This is a genomic window from Pseudomonas sp. DG56-2, assembly GCF_004803755.1.
In the GTDB taxonomy this organism is placed as follows: Bacteria; Pseudomonadota; Gammaproteobacteria; order Pseudomonadales; family Pseudomonadaceae; genus Aquipseudomonas; species Aquipseudomonas auratipiscis.
In genome coordinates this window covers 67,355-83,501 of the sequence record NZ_CP032311.1, presented here as the reverse complement: position 1 = coordinate 83,501, position 16,147 = coordinate 67,355, and the positions used below count along the sequence as shown (strand labels likewise).

At 58.8% G+C, this 16,147-nt stretch carries 15 protein-coding genes; 7 read left to right on the top strand and 8 right to left on the bottom strand.

Annotated elements, in window-relative coordinates; genetic code table 11:
* Positions 1–45: 45 nt before the first annotated feature.
* From D3Z90_RS00405 to D3Z90_RS00385, 5 genes are all read right to left on the bottom strand, one after another.
* Positions 46–2,010: a diguanylate cyclase gene (locus tag D3Z90_RS00405; RefSeq protein WP_136473899.1), complete on the bottom strand. Its 1,965-nt coding sequence runs from the start codon at positions 2,008–2,010 to the stop codon at positions 46–48.
* Between the two features lie 27 nt (positions 2,011–2,037).
* Positions 2,038–2,895, bottom strand: coding sequence for an endonuclease/exonuclease/phosphatase family protein (locus D3Z90_RS00400; protein WP_168198501.1), 858 nt, complete (start codon positions 2,893–2,895; stop codon positions 2,038–2,040).
* 9 nt (positions 2,896–2,904) lie between these two features.
* Positions 2,905–3,537 carry a thiol:disulfide interchange protein DsbA gene (dsbA, locus tag D3Z90_RS00395; RefSeq protein WP_136473897.1) on the bottom strand — a complete coding sequence of 211 codons (633 nt, stop codon included), beginning with the start codon at positions 3,535–3,537 and terminating at the stop codon, positions 2,905–2,907.
* 166 nt (positions 3,538–3,703) lie between these two features.
* Positions 3,704–4,321 carry a cytochrome c gene (locus D3Z90_RS00390; RefSeq protein WP_136473896.1) on the bottom strand — a complete coding sequence of 206 codons (618 nt, stop codon included), beginning with the start codon at positions 4,319–4,321 and terminating at the stop codon, positions 3,704–3,706.
* A 33-nt stretch (positions 4,322–4,354) separates the two neighbouring features.
* Positions 4,355–4,657 carry a cytochrome c5 family protein gene (locus tag D3Z90_RS00385; RefSeq protein ID WP_136473895.1) on the bottom strand — a complete coding sequence of 101 codons (303 nt, stop codon included), beginning with the start codon at positions 4,655–4,657 and terminating at the stop codon, positions 4,355–4,357.
* Positions 4,658–4,849: 192 nt separating this feature from the next.
* Between D3Z90_RS00385 and yihA the strand changes: the two genes are divergently transcribed.
* Positions 4,850–5,482, top strand: a complete 633-nt coding sequence (gene yihA, locus D3Z90_RS00380) for a ribosome biogenesis GTP-binding protein YihA/YsxC (RefSeq protein WP_136473894.1) — start codon at positions 4,850–4,852, stop codon at positions 5,480–5,482.
* Between the two features lie 303 nt (positions 5,483–5,785).
* Here the strand turns inward: yihA and polA are convergent, their stop codons facing one another.
* The gene (gene polA / locus D3Z90_RS00375) at positions 5,786–8,548 is read right to left on the bottom strand and encodes a DNA polymerase I (RefSeq protein ID WP_136473893.1); all 2,763 of its coding nucleotides are present in this window, start codon (positions 8,546–8,548) and stop codon (positions 5,786–5,788) included.
* Positions 8,549–8,622: 74 nt separating this feature from the next.
* On the opposite strand from polA, the gene D3Z90_RS00370 reads away from it, so the two are divergent.
* On the top strand, positions 8,623–8,913 hold the full coding sequence (locus D3Z90_RS00370) for a DUF2782 domain-containing protein (RefSeq protein WP_136473892.1): 291 nt from the start codon (positions 8,623–8,625) through the stop codon (positions 8,911–8,913).
* A gap of 64 nt (positions 8,914–8,977) precedes the next feature.
* On the top strand, positions 8,978–9,928 hold the full coding sequence (locus tag D3Z90_RS00365) for a homoserine kinase (RefSeq protein ID WP_136473891.1): 951 nt from the start codon (positions 8,978–8,980) through the stop codon (positions 9,926–9,928).
* A gap of 116 nt (positions 9,929–10,044) precedes the next feature.
* On the opposite strand, the gene D3Z90_RS00360 is transcribed toward D3Z90_RS00365, so the two are convergent.
* Positions 10,045–10,962, bottom strand: a complete 918-nt coding sequence (locus D3Z90_RS00360) for a zinc ABC transporter substrate-binding protein (protein WP_136473890.1) — start codon at positions 10,960–10,962, stop codon at positions 10,045–10,047.
* A 66-nt stretch (positions 10,963–11,028) separates the two neighbouring features.
* Between D3Z90_RS00360 and zur the strand changes: the two genes are divergently transcribed.
* The 4 genes from zur to D3Z90_RS00340 all read left to right on the top strand — a co-directional run bounded on the left by zur (position 11,029) and on the right by D3Z90_RS00340 (position 13,910).
* Complete coding sequence (gene zur, locus D3Z90_RS00355) at positions 11,029–11,511, top strand: zinc uptake transcriptional repressor Zur (RefSeq protein WP_136473889.1); 483 nt, start codon at positions 11,029–11,031, stop codon at positions 11,509–11,511.
* The gene (gene znuC / locus D3Z90_RS00350) at positions 11,511–12,290 is read left to right on the top strand and encodes a zinc ABC transporter ATP-binding protein ZnuC (protein WP_136473888.1); all 780 of its coding nucleotides are present in this window, start codon (positions 11,511–11,513) and stop codon (positions 12,288–12,290) included. The genes zur and znuC overlap by 1 nt, the downstream gene beginning before the upstream one ends.
* On the top strand, positions 12,283–13,065 hold the full coding sequence (znuB, locus tag D3Z90_RS00345) for a zinc ABC transporter permease subunit ZnuB (RefSeq protein ID WP_136473887.1): 783 nt from the start codon (positions 12,283–12,285) through the stop codon (positions 13,063–13,065). Before znuC ends, znuB begins: the two co-directional genes overlap by 8 nt.
* 131 nt (positions 13,066–13,196) lie before the next feature.
* Positions 13,197–13,910: a PA5502 family lipoprotein gene (locus D3Z90_RS00340; RefSeq protein WP_136473886.1), complete on the top strand. Its 714-nt coding sequence runs from the start codon at positions 13,197–13,199 to the stop codon at positions 13,908–13,910.
* Positions 13,911–13,947: 37 nt separating this feature from the next.
* Here D3Z90_RS00340 and katE read toward each other — a convergent pair whose 3' ends face one another.
* The gene (katE, locus tag D3Z90_RS00335; protein ID WP_136473885.1) at positions 13,948–16,086 is read right to left on the bottom strand and encodes a catalase HPII; all 2,139 of its coding nucleotides are present in this window, start codon (positions 16,084–16,086) and stop codon (positions 13,948–13,950) included.
* Between the last annotated feature and the right edge of the window lie 61 nt (positions 16,087–16,147).

Below are 16,147 nucleotides of genomic sequence, written 5' to 3'. Positions count from 1 at the left end.
GATGATCTGCAATGCAATAGCATAACGTATGTACGCTACCGTCACTTATCCTTGTTCGACTCGATTTCTACCGAGATGTTTCGCGCGATAAAGCGCTTCATCAGCGCGCTTGAGCACTACTTCGCTGCGCTCGCCTGAGCGAAACGCGCTGATTCCGATCGACAGGGTAATGGTCACGCGCTCGCCCTTGAAGTGGAAAGGGCAGGCTTCTACAGCGGCACGCAAGGCTTCGACCAAACGACAGCCTGCGGCCAAAGCAGTCTGTGGAATCAACAGGACAAACTCCTCACCACCAAAGCGAGCAATGAAGTCCTGGGGGCGTAAGCGTTTACGCAACTCATTGGCGACTATCTTGAGCACCTTGTCGCCGGCCAAATGGCCGTAGCTGTCGTTGATCCGTTTGAAGTGGTCCAAGTCAAGGATAGCCATCAACAAATGGCCACCGCTCTCTTGCCAGTGCAGCAACTCCTGGTCGACGCGTTCCGACCAGGCAGCCCGATTGGGTAACCCGGTCAAGGGATCGATCAAGGCTTTCTGTCGCTGCTCCTCGAGATGCTCGCGATAGCCCATGGCTTCTTGTTCCATGTTGGCCACACGCTCGGCCAAGCCCTGCAAGCGACCCGCCATTTCCTGCTCGCGCTGATCACGTTGATGCTGATGCTCATCCATTGTGCCGAGCAACCCTTCCAAGCGGTTTTCCAGGACCGACTTGAGGCTGTCCAGATCGGCTGCACCTTGCACACTGTTTTGCAAACCGTCGACCTGTTCGCGCAACTGGCTGTCCAGGTCACGGGCAGCGGTGCTGTTGTCGGCATGGCCTTCGCTGGCTTCCTGCAAGTGGCTCTGAAACGACTCAAGTCTTTCGTTGAGTTGTTGCAAGTACGCTTCGAACTCATGCTGACCGCTGTCGTTGATGGCCAGCATGAGCACGGCCAGGTCGTCCAGTACCGGTAGCAACTCATACCAGTTCAGGCCATGTTCCAAACGGTCGCGCACATGTTGCGCCTGCTCCTTGTGGCGTTCGGGAAAGTCCAGGTCGTTGAGCAGGCCCAGCAAGGTTTCTTCAATGTGCGCGGCAACCGAGCTATAGCTTGGTTCGGTGCCATCGGGCAGAGCGTATTGGATAGCCTCGGGTAGCGCTTCGGCGCTTTCACCCTGATGCGCAGCGAGGGAGGCCTCAGCATCCACAGATTTCTCGACGGTTTCCAGAGCTTCGGGTTCTTGTGCCTGTAGCTCTGGCTCTGGCTCTCGCTCTCGCTCTCGCTCTAGTTCTATTTCTGGCGCCGAGACTACCGACACGGCTTCGGCTTCAGGAGCGATGCTGGTGGTTTGAGCTTCGGCGGGGGGCTGCAATTCATCGATGTCTGCAGACTCGTCGGGAGCAAGCAGTGGTTCGGCACCAACTGCCGCCTGCAGCGCAGGGACACTGCCCGCCACAGCGTGTCCTTCACCTGCAAAAGCCGGCTGCAACTCTTCGATTTCTGCCTCACGACCGCCAAACAATCGCTGTAGCAAGCCGGGACGCGCGATCTCCTCCGGCCGCTCCAGTGCCGACAGCGCCTGACCTTGCAGGCTGCTGAGCTCACCCAGCAACAGCGGCATTTCGCGTGACTGGCCGGCCCGGGCGTCGAGTTGCTTGGCGAACTTTTTCAGCGGACGACTGACATCACTTGGCAAGGGCAAGCTCTGCAACTGACTCACCAACGCATTCAACGCGGTACCTACCTGGCCGATCCGTGTTTCTCGACGCTGTTCGGAATCGAGCACCGCCTTTTCCAGGCGCGGAATGAGCCCAGCCAGGGCGGCATCCATGTTGTCGGTGCGGATAACTTCGCGCATTTCCTTCATGCACTGATCCACCGCCCGATCGCTACCTTCAGCGGCCAAGGTGCTACGCACCAGACCACGGCGCAACAAGTCGAGGCGGGCTTCCCAACGGCGCTCGAGCTTCTCTTGCTGTTCGATACTCTTGAGGTACTTTTCTTTCCAGCGTTGCGCTTCGTCGGTCATGCCTGGGTCCGCAGAGGGTAGTGGCAATTAGCTCAAAGCGGGCAGCGTATCCATAGCAAGGGCATCAGGCAAACGAATCTCAACAGCAACCGGAAGATGGTCGGAAATTGGCTGGGCCAGCACCTCGACCCGCTCCAGTGTCAGGCTCGGGCTGAGCAAAATATGATCAAGGCAGCGCTGCGGCCGCCAACTGGGGAAGGTGGCTTGCACTTGCGGGGCGACAAGGCCCAAATCGCGTAGGGGAGAGTGTTCGAGCAGATCATTGGCGTGAGTATTCATGTCGCCCATCAGCACCTGATGACGATATCCGCCAATCAATTCACGGATATAAGCGAGCTGCAGGGCCCGGGTCTTCGAACCCAGTGCCAGGTGCATCATGACCACGACCAGTGCGTCTTCGCCTTCACCAAAACGCACCAGAATCGCCCCGCGCCCAGCTGGACCAGGCAGGGGATGGTCTTCGAGCAATTGCGGCTTGAGGCGGCTGAGCACGCCATTGCTGTGCTGAGCAAAGCGCCCAAGGTTGCGGTTGAGCTGCTGGTACCAGTACGGGAAGGCACCCAGTTGAGCCAGATGCTCGACCTGATTGACGTACCCGGAACGCAGGCTTCCGCCGTCGGCTTCCTGAAGGGCGACCAGGTCGAAGTCACCGAGCAATTCACCGATTTTCTGCAGATTGCCGGCACGACCGTTATGCGGCAGCAAGTGCTGCCAGCTCTTGGTCAGGTAGTGGCGGTAACGTTCGGTGCTGATACCCACCTGGATATTGAAACTGAGCAGACGCAGCCTGCCATCCTCTGGCAGGCCATTTGCCTGCAAGTGATGTTCGTTGACCCGCGGGTCATGCAGGCCTACGCCTCGCTCAGCTTTCCAACGTCGCATGATGGGCGCCGCTTACTTGGCGGCGCGCTCCTTGGCGATCAGTTGGTCAGCAACGTTCAGCACACCTTGTGGACCTTGGGCAGTGCCCAGGTCGAAACGATACTTGCCGTTGACGACCATGCTTGGAACGCCGGTGATTTCATACTTCTTGGCCAGCTCTTTGGCCTTCTGTACCTGGCCTTTGATTGCAAAGGAGTTGAAAGTGGCGAGGAATTTGTCTTTATCGACACCTTGGGTAGCCAGGAACTCGGCCATTTCTTCAGGGTCGGTCAGTTTCTTGCGCTGCACCTGAATCGCTTCAAACACTGCAGCATGAACCTGGTGCTCGACACCCATGGCTTCGAGGGTCAGGAACATTTGACCATGTGCATCCCACGGGCCACCGAACATGGCGGGGATACGCTTGAAATTGACATCGGCGGGCAGTTTTTCCGCCCATGGATTAACCACTGGTTCGAAGCTGTAGCAATGCGGGCAGCCGTACCAGAACAACTCGACGACTTCGATCTTACCTGGCACCGACACCGGTACGGCGTTGCTCAGCTCGACATACTCCCGACCGGCTTCGATGGGCTCGGCAGCCTGGGCAGTCATTCCGAATACGCTGGCGGCGACCAGCGTGGCGCTGAGAATCAAATTACGCATGCTTCACTCCTGAGCAATCTATTGGTCGCCTCGATACGACCTGCGGTAAGACAGGTCGAAGCGGGCCCGAGTTCGTTAGTGTAACGGCAGCGGGCACAAAAAAGGGTGGCCCAAGCCACCCTTTTCATCTTTACGCTGCAGTATTAACCCAGCGTTAAAGCGTGGATCAGTGCAGACCCTGAATGTAGCTGGACAGCGCTTCGATGTCCTTGTTGCTCAGCTTGGCAGCGATGGTGCGCATCGTGGTGGCATCGCCGTCGTTGGTGCGATTGCCTTCGCGGAAGTCGGTCAGCTGTTTGGCAACATAGGTAGCGTGCTGGCCACCCAGGTGTGGGAAGCCGGCCAGGGCAATGCCCGCGCCGTTAGGCGAGTGGCAGCCGCTGCAGGCTGGCAGGCCCTTCTCGATGTCACCGCCATTGAACAGGGCGCGGCCATGCTCGACCAGCTTGGGATCGGCAGCACCTACGCTACCTTTCTGGCTGGAGAAGTAGGCAGCGATGTCGGCCATGTCCTGGTCGTTGAAAGCCGCGAGCATGCCGGTCATTTCCAGCACGGTGCGCTTGCCCGACTTGATGTCGTGCAGTTGTTTCTCCAGGTACTTTTCACCCTGGCCTGCAAGTTTCGGGAAATTCGGCGCCATGCTGTTGCCGTCAGGATTGTGACAAGCGCCACATACAGCAGTTTTGGCCTGACCAGCAGCGGCATCCCCTTTGATAGGCTCTGCGGCATTGGCTGCACCAGTGACGCCTAAGGTCAACAGCAGACTCACGAGTAGTTTGTTCATCAGCTAATCCAACTACGGCTAAGGGTGAAAGAGTTATGTATCGGGACTTTGGCTCATCCACTGGATGATCACCTGGTAGTCCTCGGCACTGCAGTCCATGCACAATCCACGCGGCGGCATAGCCTTGAAACCCTGTGTGACATGCTTCACCAGCGTCTCCATTCCTTGCGCCAGCCGAGGCTCCCATGCTGCCTTGTCACCAACCTGCGGTGCCTGCGGTAGCTGTCCGGCATGGCAAGCGGCACATGCTCGCTTGTACACTGCCTGGGGATCCTGTGTAGCCTGAGCGCTGAAAAACGGTATCAAGACACCTGCAGCAAGCAGCCATTTCGTCATACGAACGACCTTTCAGGGTTGGGGGTTGCACTGCGTTCTACTGCGCGAGCTTGAATCAACCGCCCCCGTGCACATCCTCCTACGCCGGGATAATGCGCACACAAAAACTGGGGCATTATATACTCCCGTTACTGAAACGGAAACGACACTGCTTGCCGAGACCTCCTCGCGCAACGCCCAACCGGAAAAACCATGCAAGTCAAAAACCCCATTCTCGGTCTCTGCCAACAAGCCAAATTCGCGCTCAGCGCCGCCAAGGTCGACCAGTGCCCAGCCGACCAAGGCTATGAAGTGGCTTTTGCCGGCCGCTCCAACGCCGGCAAATCCAGCGCCCTGAATACCCTGACCCACGCCAGCCTGGCGCGCACCTCGAAAACACCGGGGCGCACCCAGCTTTTGAATTTCTTCAGTCTGGACGATGAACGGCGTTTGGTCGACTTGCCGGGTTACGGTTATGCCAAGGTTCCGATTCCGCTCAAGCAGCACTGGCAGAAGCACCTGGAAGCCTACCTGGGCAGCCGCGAATGCCTGAAGGGCCTGATCCTGATGATGGACGTGCGCCATCCAATGACCGATTTCGACAAGATGATGCTCGACTGGTCCCAGGCCGCTGGCATGCCTATGCATATCCTGTTGACCAAGGCCGACAAGCTGACCTTCGGCGCAGCCAAGAACACCCTGCTCAAAGTGCAGTCCGAAATCCGCAAGGGTTGGGGTGATGCCGTGACTATCCAGTTGTTCTCGGCCCCCAAGCGCCAGGGCTTGGAAGAAGCCTATGGCGTATTGGCCAAGTGGATGGAATTGGCCGACAAGCCCGCAGAATAAGGGCTGCCCGGCAAACGCCGGGCAAAAAAAACCCCGGACTTCGTATGGGGAGGGGGAAGTTCGGGGTCCAAGTTTCCGGACCGCTAGGGCGGGGTCCAGATATCTGCCAACACTTAACACAACATAGGAGCATCGAAGGGCTTCACCAGCCATTCAGGTACTCTGAGTCGCAGTTCACTGGTTTAGTTCCGAAGCTTTAGAAACTATTTGCGATAGGGCCAAATTCCTTTCGAGATAACCTCCCTGGAACCGAAAAAAGCCGCGACGATATGTCGCAGATTTTTTCGGCAATTAGGCGCATTTTTAATGCGCTTCGTCCCAATTTGACCCTACTCCCACCTCAACCAGCAGTGGAACATCGAGTGATGCGGCGTTGCTCATGTGCGGGCGAATTTGTTCACGGACCTGCTCGATCAGGTCTTCGCGCACCTCCAGAACCAGTTCATCGTGGACCTGCAGAATGACTCGAGCGTCCAGGCCAGACTCGGTAAGCCAGTTATCCACAGCCACCATGGCGCGCTTAATAATGTCTGCCGCCGTGCCCTGCATCGGCGCGTTGATCGCCGTGCGTTCTGCCCCCTTGCGCAAGGCTGGGTTCTTGGCATTGATTTCAGGCAAGTACAAACGGCGACCAAACAGTGTTTCGACAAAGCCTTGTTCCGCCGCCTGCGCGCGAGTGCGCTCCATGTAGGCCAACACGCCAGGGTAACGCGCAAAATAGCGGTCGATGTATGCCTGGGACTGTTTGCGGTCCACGCCAATCTGTTTGGCCAGGCCAAAAGCGCTCATGCCGTAGATCAAACCGAAGTTGATCGCCTTGGCACTGCGTCGCTGATCGACGGTGACTTCCGCCAGATCAACACCGAAAACCTCCGCCGCAGTGGCCCGGTGTACGTCCAGGTCGTTGCGAAACGCGTGCAGCAGCCCCTCGTCCTTGGCCAGGTGCGCCATGATTCGCAGTTCAATCTGCGAATAGTCCGCCGCCAGAAGCTGATAGCCAGGCGCTGCGATGAAGGCTTGGCGAATCCGCCGACCTTCCGCGGTGCGGATTGGAATGTTCTGCAGGTTCGGATCACTGGAGGACAAACGACCGGTGGCTGCGACTGCCTGCTGGTACGAGGTATGGATACGCCCGGTGCGCGGATTGATCTGTTCCGGCAGGCGGTCGGTGTAGGTGCTTTTGAGCTTGCTCAAGGAGCGGTACTGCATCAGCACCTTCGGCAGTGGGAACTCCATGTCGGCCAGTTCAGCCAATACCGCTTCAGCGGTAGAGGCCTGGCCCTTGGCGGTCTTGCTCAGCACCGGCATGCCGAGCTTTTCGTAAAGGATCACGCCCAGTTGCTTAGGGGAGCCGAGGTTGAACTCCTCACCTGCAATGGCAAAAGCCTCGCGCTCCAACTCGACCAGCTTATCGCCCAACTCGACGCTCTGGATACCCAGCAAGTTCGCATCGACCAGCGCACCTTGGCGTTCGATTTTCGCCAACACTGGCACCAGCGGCATTTCGATATCGGTCAGCACCGGCAATACGCTAGGGGTTTTAGCCAGCTTCTGTTGCAGCGCCTGGTGCAGGCGCAGGGTAACGTCCGCATCTTCGGCCGCGTAGGGGCCGGCCTGTTCCAGACTGATCTGGTCGAACGTCAGCTGTTTGGCGCCTTTCCCGGCAATGTCGGTAAAACCGATGGTGGTGTGGTTCAGGTACTTGAGCGCCAGGCTGTCCATGTCGTGGCGGGTAGCCGTGGAGTCCAGCACATAGGATTCAAGCATGGTGTCGAAAGACACGCCCTGCATCAGAATGCCATTGGCACTATCACCACCAATGGCGCAGTTGGCCAGGATGTTCATGTCGTACTTGGCGTTCTGCCCGACTTTGAGTTTGCTCGGGTCTTCCAGCAACGGTTTGAGCGCCAGCAGCACGCTGTCACGATCCAGTTGCTCAGGCGCGCCCATATAACTATGGGTCAAGGGCACATAAGCGGCTTCGTGGGCCTGCACGGCGAAGGACAAACCCACCAGCTGCGCCTGTTGCGCGTCCAGGCCGGTAGTTTCGGTGTCAAAGGCAAACAATGGGGCGGCACGCAGCTTTTCCAGCCAAGCGTCGAAGCGGGCCTGATCGAGGATAGTTTCATACTTCGCCTCGACCACTTCCTCGACGACCTCGGCGACGATCTCCTGGCCGGCTCGCTTGGCGTCACGTTGTACCTCGTCGATCCAGCTCTTGAACTCCATTTCGGTGTATAGCTCAAGCAGCGCTTCGCGATCCGGCTCGCCACACACCAGGTCGTCGACTTCAACATCCAGCGGTACATCGACCTTGATCGTTGCCAATTCGTAGGAAAGGAAGGCCGCATCGCGGTGCTCTTCAAGCTTTGCTGGCAAGGTCTTGGCGCCACGAATGGCCAGGCCTGGGACCTTGTCCAGATTCTCGTAAAGCTCGCGCAAACCACCGCCAATACCGGTCAACAGGCCAACGGCGGTCTTTTCGCCGACGCCTGGAACACCCGGAATGTTGTCGACTTTGTCGCCCATCAGGGCAAGAAAGTCGATGATGTGCTCAGGACCGACGCCGAATTTCTCGTGTACGCCAGGTACGTCGAGGACAGTACCGGTCATGGTATTGACCAGCGTAATGTGGCCATCAACCAATTGCGCCATGTCCTTGTCACCGGTAGAGATGATCACCGGGCGGTCCAGAGCGGCGCTGCTGCGGGCCAAAGTGCCGATAACATCGTCGGCCTCTACCCCTTCTACGCACAACAATGGATAGCCCAAGGCACGAACGCTGGCATGCAACGGTTCGACCTGCACACGCAGATCGTCCGGCATGCTGGGCCGGTTGGCCTTGTACTCGGCGAACATTTCATCACGGAAGGTGCCGCCCTTGGCGTCGAACACCACCGCAAACAAGCTGTCCGGATACTGCTTGCGCAGGCTCTTGAGCATGTTCAGCACGCCCTTGACCGCACCGGTCGGCATGCCCTTGGAGGTGGTCAGCGGCGGCAGCGCATGGAAGGCGCGGTAGAGGTATGAGGAACCGTCCACCAGGACGAGGGGAGCTTGGCTCATGAGCAGAATCAACCTTTTCGGCGGGCCCGGCGCTAGAATGTCCGGAACATTGACGACAAAGGGACAAGGTTATCATGCGTACACTAAATCGCCTGTTGCTGCTCAGCCTGTTGGCAGCCACTCCGGTCGTCACCTTGGCCGCAGAAGATGCGCCATCGGCTGATCCGGAAGTAACTATTCGCACGGAAGGCGACAAGACTATTCAGGAATACCGTCAAAATGGCTTCCTGTATGCAATCAAGGTCACCCCAAAAGGTGGCAAGCCTTATTTCCTGGTACGCGCCGACGGTACGGACGCCAACTTTGTTCGCTCCGACCAACCAGACATGCTGATCCCTTCGTGGAAAATCTTCGAGTGGAAGTAAGCCGTACCCTTCACATCAACCTGGCACTTCGCTGTAGAGGTGCCCGTATGGGCAATTTTTGATCATGTCAGTCTTCACCCCCCTGACCCGGCCTGAGCTGGAAACCTTTCTGGCGCCGTACGGCCTTGGCCGCCTGCGAGACTTCCAGGGCATTGCCGCCGGCACCGAGAACAGCAATTTCTTTGTCAGTCTGGAACAGGGAGAGTACGTGCTGACGTTGGTCGAGCGCGGTCCGATCCAGGATCTGCCGTTCTTCATCGAACTGCTCGACGTGCTGCATGAGGCCGACCTGCCGGTGCCTTACGCCCTGCGCGACACCGACGGCGTGGCCTTGCGCGAGCTGGCTGGCAAGCCGGCGCTGTTGCAGCCGCGCCTGGCTGGCAAGCACATCAAGGCCGTCAATAATCAGCATTGTGTGCAGATCGGCGAATGGCTAGGCCACCTGCACCTGGCAACTCGCAACAAAGTGCTGGAGCGCAAGACTGATCGCGGCCTGGACTGGATGCTGGAGACCGGTGTCGAGCTGATGCCACGCTTGAGTGAACAACAGCGCCAGTTGTTGCAAGGCTGCCTCGACGAGATCAGCGCGCATCAGGCGCAGATCATGGCACTGCCACGGGCCAACCTGCATGCCGACCTGTTTCGCGACAACGTCTTGTTCGAAGGCACTCACCTTACCGGTGTGATCGATTTCTACAATGCCTGCTCCGGGCCAATGCTCTATGACCTGGCCATTACCCTCAACGATTGGTGCTGCGATGATCACGGCAACATCGACAGCCCGCGGGCGCGAGCGCTGCTCGGTGCCTACGCGTCACTGCGTCCATTCACTGCTGCCGAAGCCCAGCTGTGGCCGGTCATGTTGCGCATTGCCTGCGTACGTTTCTGGCTGTCGCGCTTGATCGCTGCCGAATCTTTCGCGGGCATGGATGTGCTGATCCACGACCCAGCTGATTTTGAAGTTCGGCTGGCGGCGCGCCAACACGTGGAAATTGCCTTGCCGTTTGCCTTGTAAGGTAACCTGCGATCCCGGTCGGGATGGGTTTACTCCGGGCCGGGCCCGGAGCATGCCCGCCACATTGCGGCAGGATCGCGGGGCAAGCCCGCTCCTGCCGAGTTACCGCGGTCGTCCTAGAGCTTTTCCAGGCAGCCAGCCAAATCATTGCCCAGCTTCTCGAGCAATTGCTCGTAACCCTGAGCGCTCGCCGGCGCCGTGCCGCCCAATGCATCCAGCTCAGCCAGGGTTACCGGCAAACCTGCCGTCAATGTCTCGGCCAGACGCGGACGCAGCGGCGGTTCACTGAACACACAAGTCTTGCCTGTTTCCTGCAGGCGCTTACGCATTGCCGCCACGTGCTGTGCACCTGGCTGTACTTCGGCAGCCACACTGAAAACGCCCGCATGCTTGAGGCCATACGCCGACTCGAAATAGTCGAATGCCTCGTGAAACACAAAGAACGGCTTGGCGCTGACACCGGCCAAACGCGTCTTCAGGCGCGCATCCAGGGCGTCCAGGCGCTCATTGAAGGCTTTCAGATTGCTCTGGTAGCGCGCCGCATTGGCTGGGTCGACGCCGCTGAGGTCAGCAGCCATCTTCGCCGCAATTACCCGAGCGTTGACCGACGACAGCCACAGGTGCGCATCAAGGCTGCCTGGGCGATGGTCGTGGTCATGATCATCGCCGTCTTCGTCATGTGAATGGCTGTCTTCGCCAAAATGACGCAGATGCAGCCCCGGCAGGTCCTGTACAGCTACGCTCGGCTTACTGCGGGTTTTCAGCACCCGAGGCAGGAAGCCTTCCATATCCGGACCGATCCAGTACAACAACTCCACATCGCCCACCCGGCGTACATCGGAAGGGCGCAGTGCGTAGTGATGTGGCGAGGCGCCAGGCGGCAGCAATACTTCCGGGCTGCCAACACCATCCTGGACTGCAGCGGCAATCTGCTGCAGAGGCTTGATGCTGGTCAGGACACGGACCTCAGCCTGTGCCTGAACCATCACCATCGAGGTGATAAAAGCGACAAAAAGGGCAAAAAATCGAGACACGATGACCACTCACAGGGGCAGGAACAGGTAACATAATAACGTCTCCAATCAGAACCGTCGCCGCCCATGCCTAAAACCCCGCTGGCCACTCGTCCCCACGACCACTCCCACTGCGTCCACAGCGCCTTGGCCGAGGCCGATGCACTGTGCGCGCGTAAAGGGCTGCGACTTACCGCCCTGCGCCGACGTGTGCTGGAATTGGTATGGCAAAGCCATAAACCGCTGGGTGCCTACGACATTCTCGCCGTATTGAGCGAGCAGGATGGACGCCGAGCGGCGCCACCAACGGTGTACCGTGCCCTGGATTTCCTTCTGGAAAACGGCCTGGTTCACCGTATCGCCTCGCTCAACGCATTCATGGGCTGCAGTCACCCCGAGCATGCGCACCAAGGCCAGTTCCTGATTTGCCGCGAGTGTCATGTAGCCATCGAGCTGGAACAGACCAGCATCAGCGACGCAATTGTGGCCAGTGCCAACGACGTCGGCTTCAACGTCGAAGCGCAAACCGTCGAAGTCGTCGGTTTGTGCGGCAACTGCCGGAGCGCCTGATGAGCAATGCGCTGATTCGACTCGAACAGGTCGGCGTGGCTTTCTCCGGGCAAGCGGTGCTCGACAGTATCGACCTGGCCGTGGAACCCGGACAAATCGTCACCTTGATCGGCCCCAACGGGGCGGGCAAAACCACCTTGGTGCGCGCCGTGCTGGGTCTGCTCAAACCCCACACCGGCAAAGTCTGGCGCAAGCCGCGCCTGCGCGTTGGCTATATGCCGCAAAAGCTGCAGGTGGATGCCACGTTGCCGCTGTCGGTCCTGCGCTTTCTACGCCTGGTACCAGGTGTGGATCGCAACGCCGCGCTGAGTGCACTGAAAGAAGTCGGTGCCGAGCAAGTTATCGACAACCCGATACAAGGTATCTCCGGTGGTGAAATGCAACGGGTGTTGCTGGCCCGGGCGCTGCTACGCGAGCCTGAACTGCTGGTGCTCGATGAGCCGGTGCAAGGCGTCGATGTCGCCGGCCAGGCAGAGCTTTATAGCTTGATCACACGTTTGCGCGATCGCCATGGTTGCGGCGTGTTGATGGTTTCTCACGACCTGCACCTGGTAATGAGCACCACTGACCAGGTGGTGTGCCTTAATCGTCACGTCTGCTGTTCCGGCCATCCAGAACAAGTCAGTGGCGATCCGGCGTTCGTCGAACTGTTCGGCAACAACGCGCCAAGCCTGGCGATCTACCACCACCATCACGACCATTCCCACGACCTGCATGGGTCGGTGGTCGCCCCGGCCCAAGGCGGGCATGTACACGGAGAAAACTGCAAGCATGGCTGATTTTCTGCTTTACGCCCTGCTCGCAGGCTTGGCCCTGGCGGTCGTAGCCGGCCCTTTGGGCTCATTCGTAGTCTGGCGGCGCATGGCCTATTTCGGCGATACGCTCTCTCATGCGGCATTGCTTGGCGTAGCCCTGGGCTTTGCATTAGATGTCAGTCCCGCGTTGGCAGTGACAATTGGCTGCCTGTTGCTGGCGCTGCTCCTGGTGACGCTGCAACAGCGCCAGCCGCTGGCGTCCGACACCTTGCTGGGGATTCTGGCCCCAAGCACCCTGTCCCTGGGGCTTGTAGTACTGAGCTTCATGCATGACGTGCGCATTGACCTGATGGCTTATCTGTTTGGCGACCTGCTGGCGATCAGCCCGGGCGATTTGGCCTGGATACTCGGCGGCAGCGCTGCGGTACTGCTCTTGCTGGTCGTACTCTGGCGACCTCTGCTGGCGGTGACCGTGCATGAAGAGCTGGCGATGGTCGAAGGCCTACCAGTGGCGGCTCTGCGCTTGGCACTCATGCTGCTGATTGCGGTGGTAATCGCCGTGGCGATGAAAATCGTCGGTGTTCTCTTGATCACCTCGCTGTTGATCATTCCGGCCGCTGCGGCACAACGCCACGCCCGCTCGCCGGAACAGATGGCCCTGGGCGCCAGCCTGCTCGGGGTAACAGCGGTCTGTGGCGGTTTAGCCTTGTCATGGTTCAAAGACACGCCGGCCGGCCCTTCGATCGTGGTCTGCGCGGCAGTGCTATTCTTGCTGAGCCTGGCCATACCCCGACGTTGATGATGCAGGGGGCAGCCTTGGCGGTTGCACCCTGCGACAGTTAAATCGCGCAGGGCCCTGAAGATTTATTTTCGAGTCTGCGGACTGGGTGTAGACTTGCTCGCTTTTTGCGCAAATAGAGAGTCGCAGGAATGAAGCCGTTCGCCTTCCGTTATCTGCTCCTTGCCGCGTTTTCGGTAATCCTGGCCGCGTGCTCCAGCACCCCAGCCGAGAACGCTGCCACGCCAGCCCAGGCCGATGCCTGGCAGCAGTTGGAGCAAAGCATCGCCAGCAGTGAGCTGGCTACCGCCGAAGATCAACTGGCCGCACTGCAGGCCCAGGCACCTGATGACAGCCGGGTAGAGCAGTATCAGCGGCAGTTGGCCGAGGCCTATCTGCAACGCAGCCAGATCGTTCTGCAAAAGGGTGACGTCAATGCCGCCGCCACTGCCTTGAGCCGCGCCCGGGCGTTAATGCCCAAGGCCCCGGCGTTGACCGGTGGCGTCAATGGCGCCATTGCCCAGGCCCGCAAGGCTGAGCTGGAAAAAGCCGAAGCCGCCCTCAAGGCAGCCGAAGCACGCCCGGCGGCAAGGCTTGTCGACCCCACGGCCCAGAGCACGGTGGTTGCACTCAAAACCACGAATATTCGTGAAATGCGCCGCCAATTGGATGATATCGCCGCTGATGTTGTGAATTACAAGTGCGATGTTGTGTTCCAGGTCCCGCGCAAAGACGACGCACCATGGCTCAAGACCCTCCTGGGCAAGCGAGTGCACAAGCTTGACAGCGAGTTCGACCTTCAGCAATCGCATGAAATTCATCGCAACCAGCCAGCACAAGCTGTGCTGGTGCCTCGGCGCTCCTGAAGGAACGGGTGCCTGCCCAGGCACCCGTAGCCTATAGCTACGCCGGAACCCCCTGAGCGGCAGCCTCGCGCTCCCACACCCGATGCTTGCTGATGGCGGTGATGAAAGCCTTGTGGGTTTGCGCGTCATTACCCAACAGCAATCCGCTATCTGCCTTCAAACCAAGCTTGTCGAGCAATGGCTGTGCTTCACTGGCAAGCCCCATCGGCTTCAAGTGCTTATAAGCTTCGAGCAGAAAATGCACGGCCAGGCCGCTGTTCATCAAGGCTTGAAGCGACGCTTTGCCGGCCGGCACCCAAACCGCATCGAAGACCACCGAGGGCATGCCTTCCATCGAGGCATCCACTGCTAAAGCCCTGCCTTGAGCGGTTTTCACCGGCGCAGAGGTTGGCCCCAGCAGCTTGATCTGCGCACTCTGCGCTTCCAGCGTTTTCACCAGTGTGTCGACACTCTCGGCATCGACGCCATCGGCTACCAGCACCGCCACCTTGCGCCCCTTGATACCTTCCCCAAGAAGGTTCATCTGGCTCAAGGCAGGTGATTGCTTGAGGCTCGGCTCGCGAACATCAACGGTGCCTTTTTTCGGTGCAGGCAGCCCGAGGTTCGCCGCCACACGAGCCGCCAGCTTCAGGTCGATGTTGGCCAGAATCTCGTTCACTTCACGTGCGCGAATGAACTCTCGCTCAACCTTCCCCAGCTCGAAACTGTAAGCACTGATGATGTGCTCTTGTTCGGTTGGGCTCATGCTCTGGAAAAACAGCCGTGCTTGGGAAAAGTGATCGGCGAACGACGGGCTGCGCTGGCGCACCTTGTGCGCCTCGATTCGTTCAGGGTAGGACTCGAAACCACCGTCACTGGCAGCAGGCGGCGTCTCCTTCGGCCAGCCGCCGTCGATTGAGTTGGGTTCATAAGAGGCCCGTCCTTTGTCGAGCGTGACCCGGTGCTGTGCATCGCGTTGACCGTTATGGTTGGGCGCGAGCGGTCGGTTGATTGGAATTTCATGAAAATTCGGACCACCGAGTCTACTGATCTGGGTATCGGTGTATGAGAACAACCGGCCCTGCAGCAGCGGGTCGTTGGAGAAATCAATGCCGGGGACAATGTGCCCAGGGCAGAACGCTACCTGCTCGGTTTCGGCAAAGAAGTTGTCGGGGTTGCGGTTGAGCACCATTTTGCCCAGCGGTGTTACCGGCACCAGCTCTTCAGGAATGATCTTGGTGGGATCAAGCAAGTCGAAATCGAACTTGTGCTCATCCTCTTCAGCAACGATCTGCACACCGAATTCCCATTCCGGGTAATTACCCGTCTCGATGGCCTCCCAGAGGTCTCGCCGGTGGTAGTCGGTGTCCTTGCCGGCCAACTTCTGCGCCTCATCCCAGAGCAGCGAGCACACGCCAGCTTTTGGCTTCCAGTGGAACTTGACGAAGCTCGACTTACCTTCAGCGTTTATCAATCGGAAGGTATGCACACCGAAGCCTTGCATGGTGCGCAGGCTTTTCGGAATGGCTCTGTCGGACATAGCCCAGATAACCATGTGAGCCGACTCGGGAACCAGCGAGACAAAGTCCCAGAAGGTGTCATGGGCCGAGCCACCCGTTGGCATCTCGTTGTGCGGCTCAGGTTTCACTGCATGGACGAAATCCGGGAACTTGACCGCATCTTGAATGAAAAAAACCGGCATGTTGTTGCCAACGAGATCGAAATTACCCTCATCGGTAAAGAACTTGACGGCAAAACCTCGCACATCTCGCACGGTGTCACCAGACCCCCTTGGCCCCTGAACCGTCGAAAAACGCACAAACACGGGCGTGATCTTCTCCGGGTCCTGAAGAAATCCAGCCTTGGTCAGCGCAGCGTGCGATTGATAACTCTGGAAGTAGCCATGGGCACCGGTACCGCGTGCGTGAACGATCCGCTCTGGAATACGCTCATGGTCAAAGTGCGTGATTTTCTCACGCATGATGAAGTCTTCGAGTAACGACGGGCCCCGCTCTCCGGCTTTGAGCGTGTTTTGATTATCGGCAATTTTCACGCCCTGATTGGTACGTAAGGCCTGGCCGGTAGCATCGCTGCGAACGGCCTCAAGGCTCTGAAGCTTGGCATTGGTATTGGCCCGGTCCGGGGTCTGGGTACCGGCCAGTTGACTTTCCTTGGGCGGATTCTTCTTGCTGGGCATTGGAACGCTCTCCTCAATCAGTCTCGGATCGACCCCACGGCGGGTCCATTTAGTAGTGACT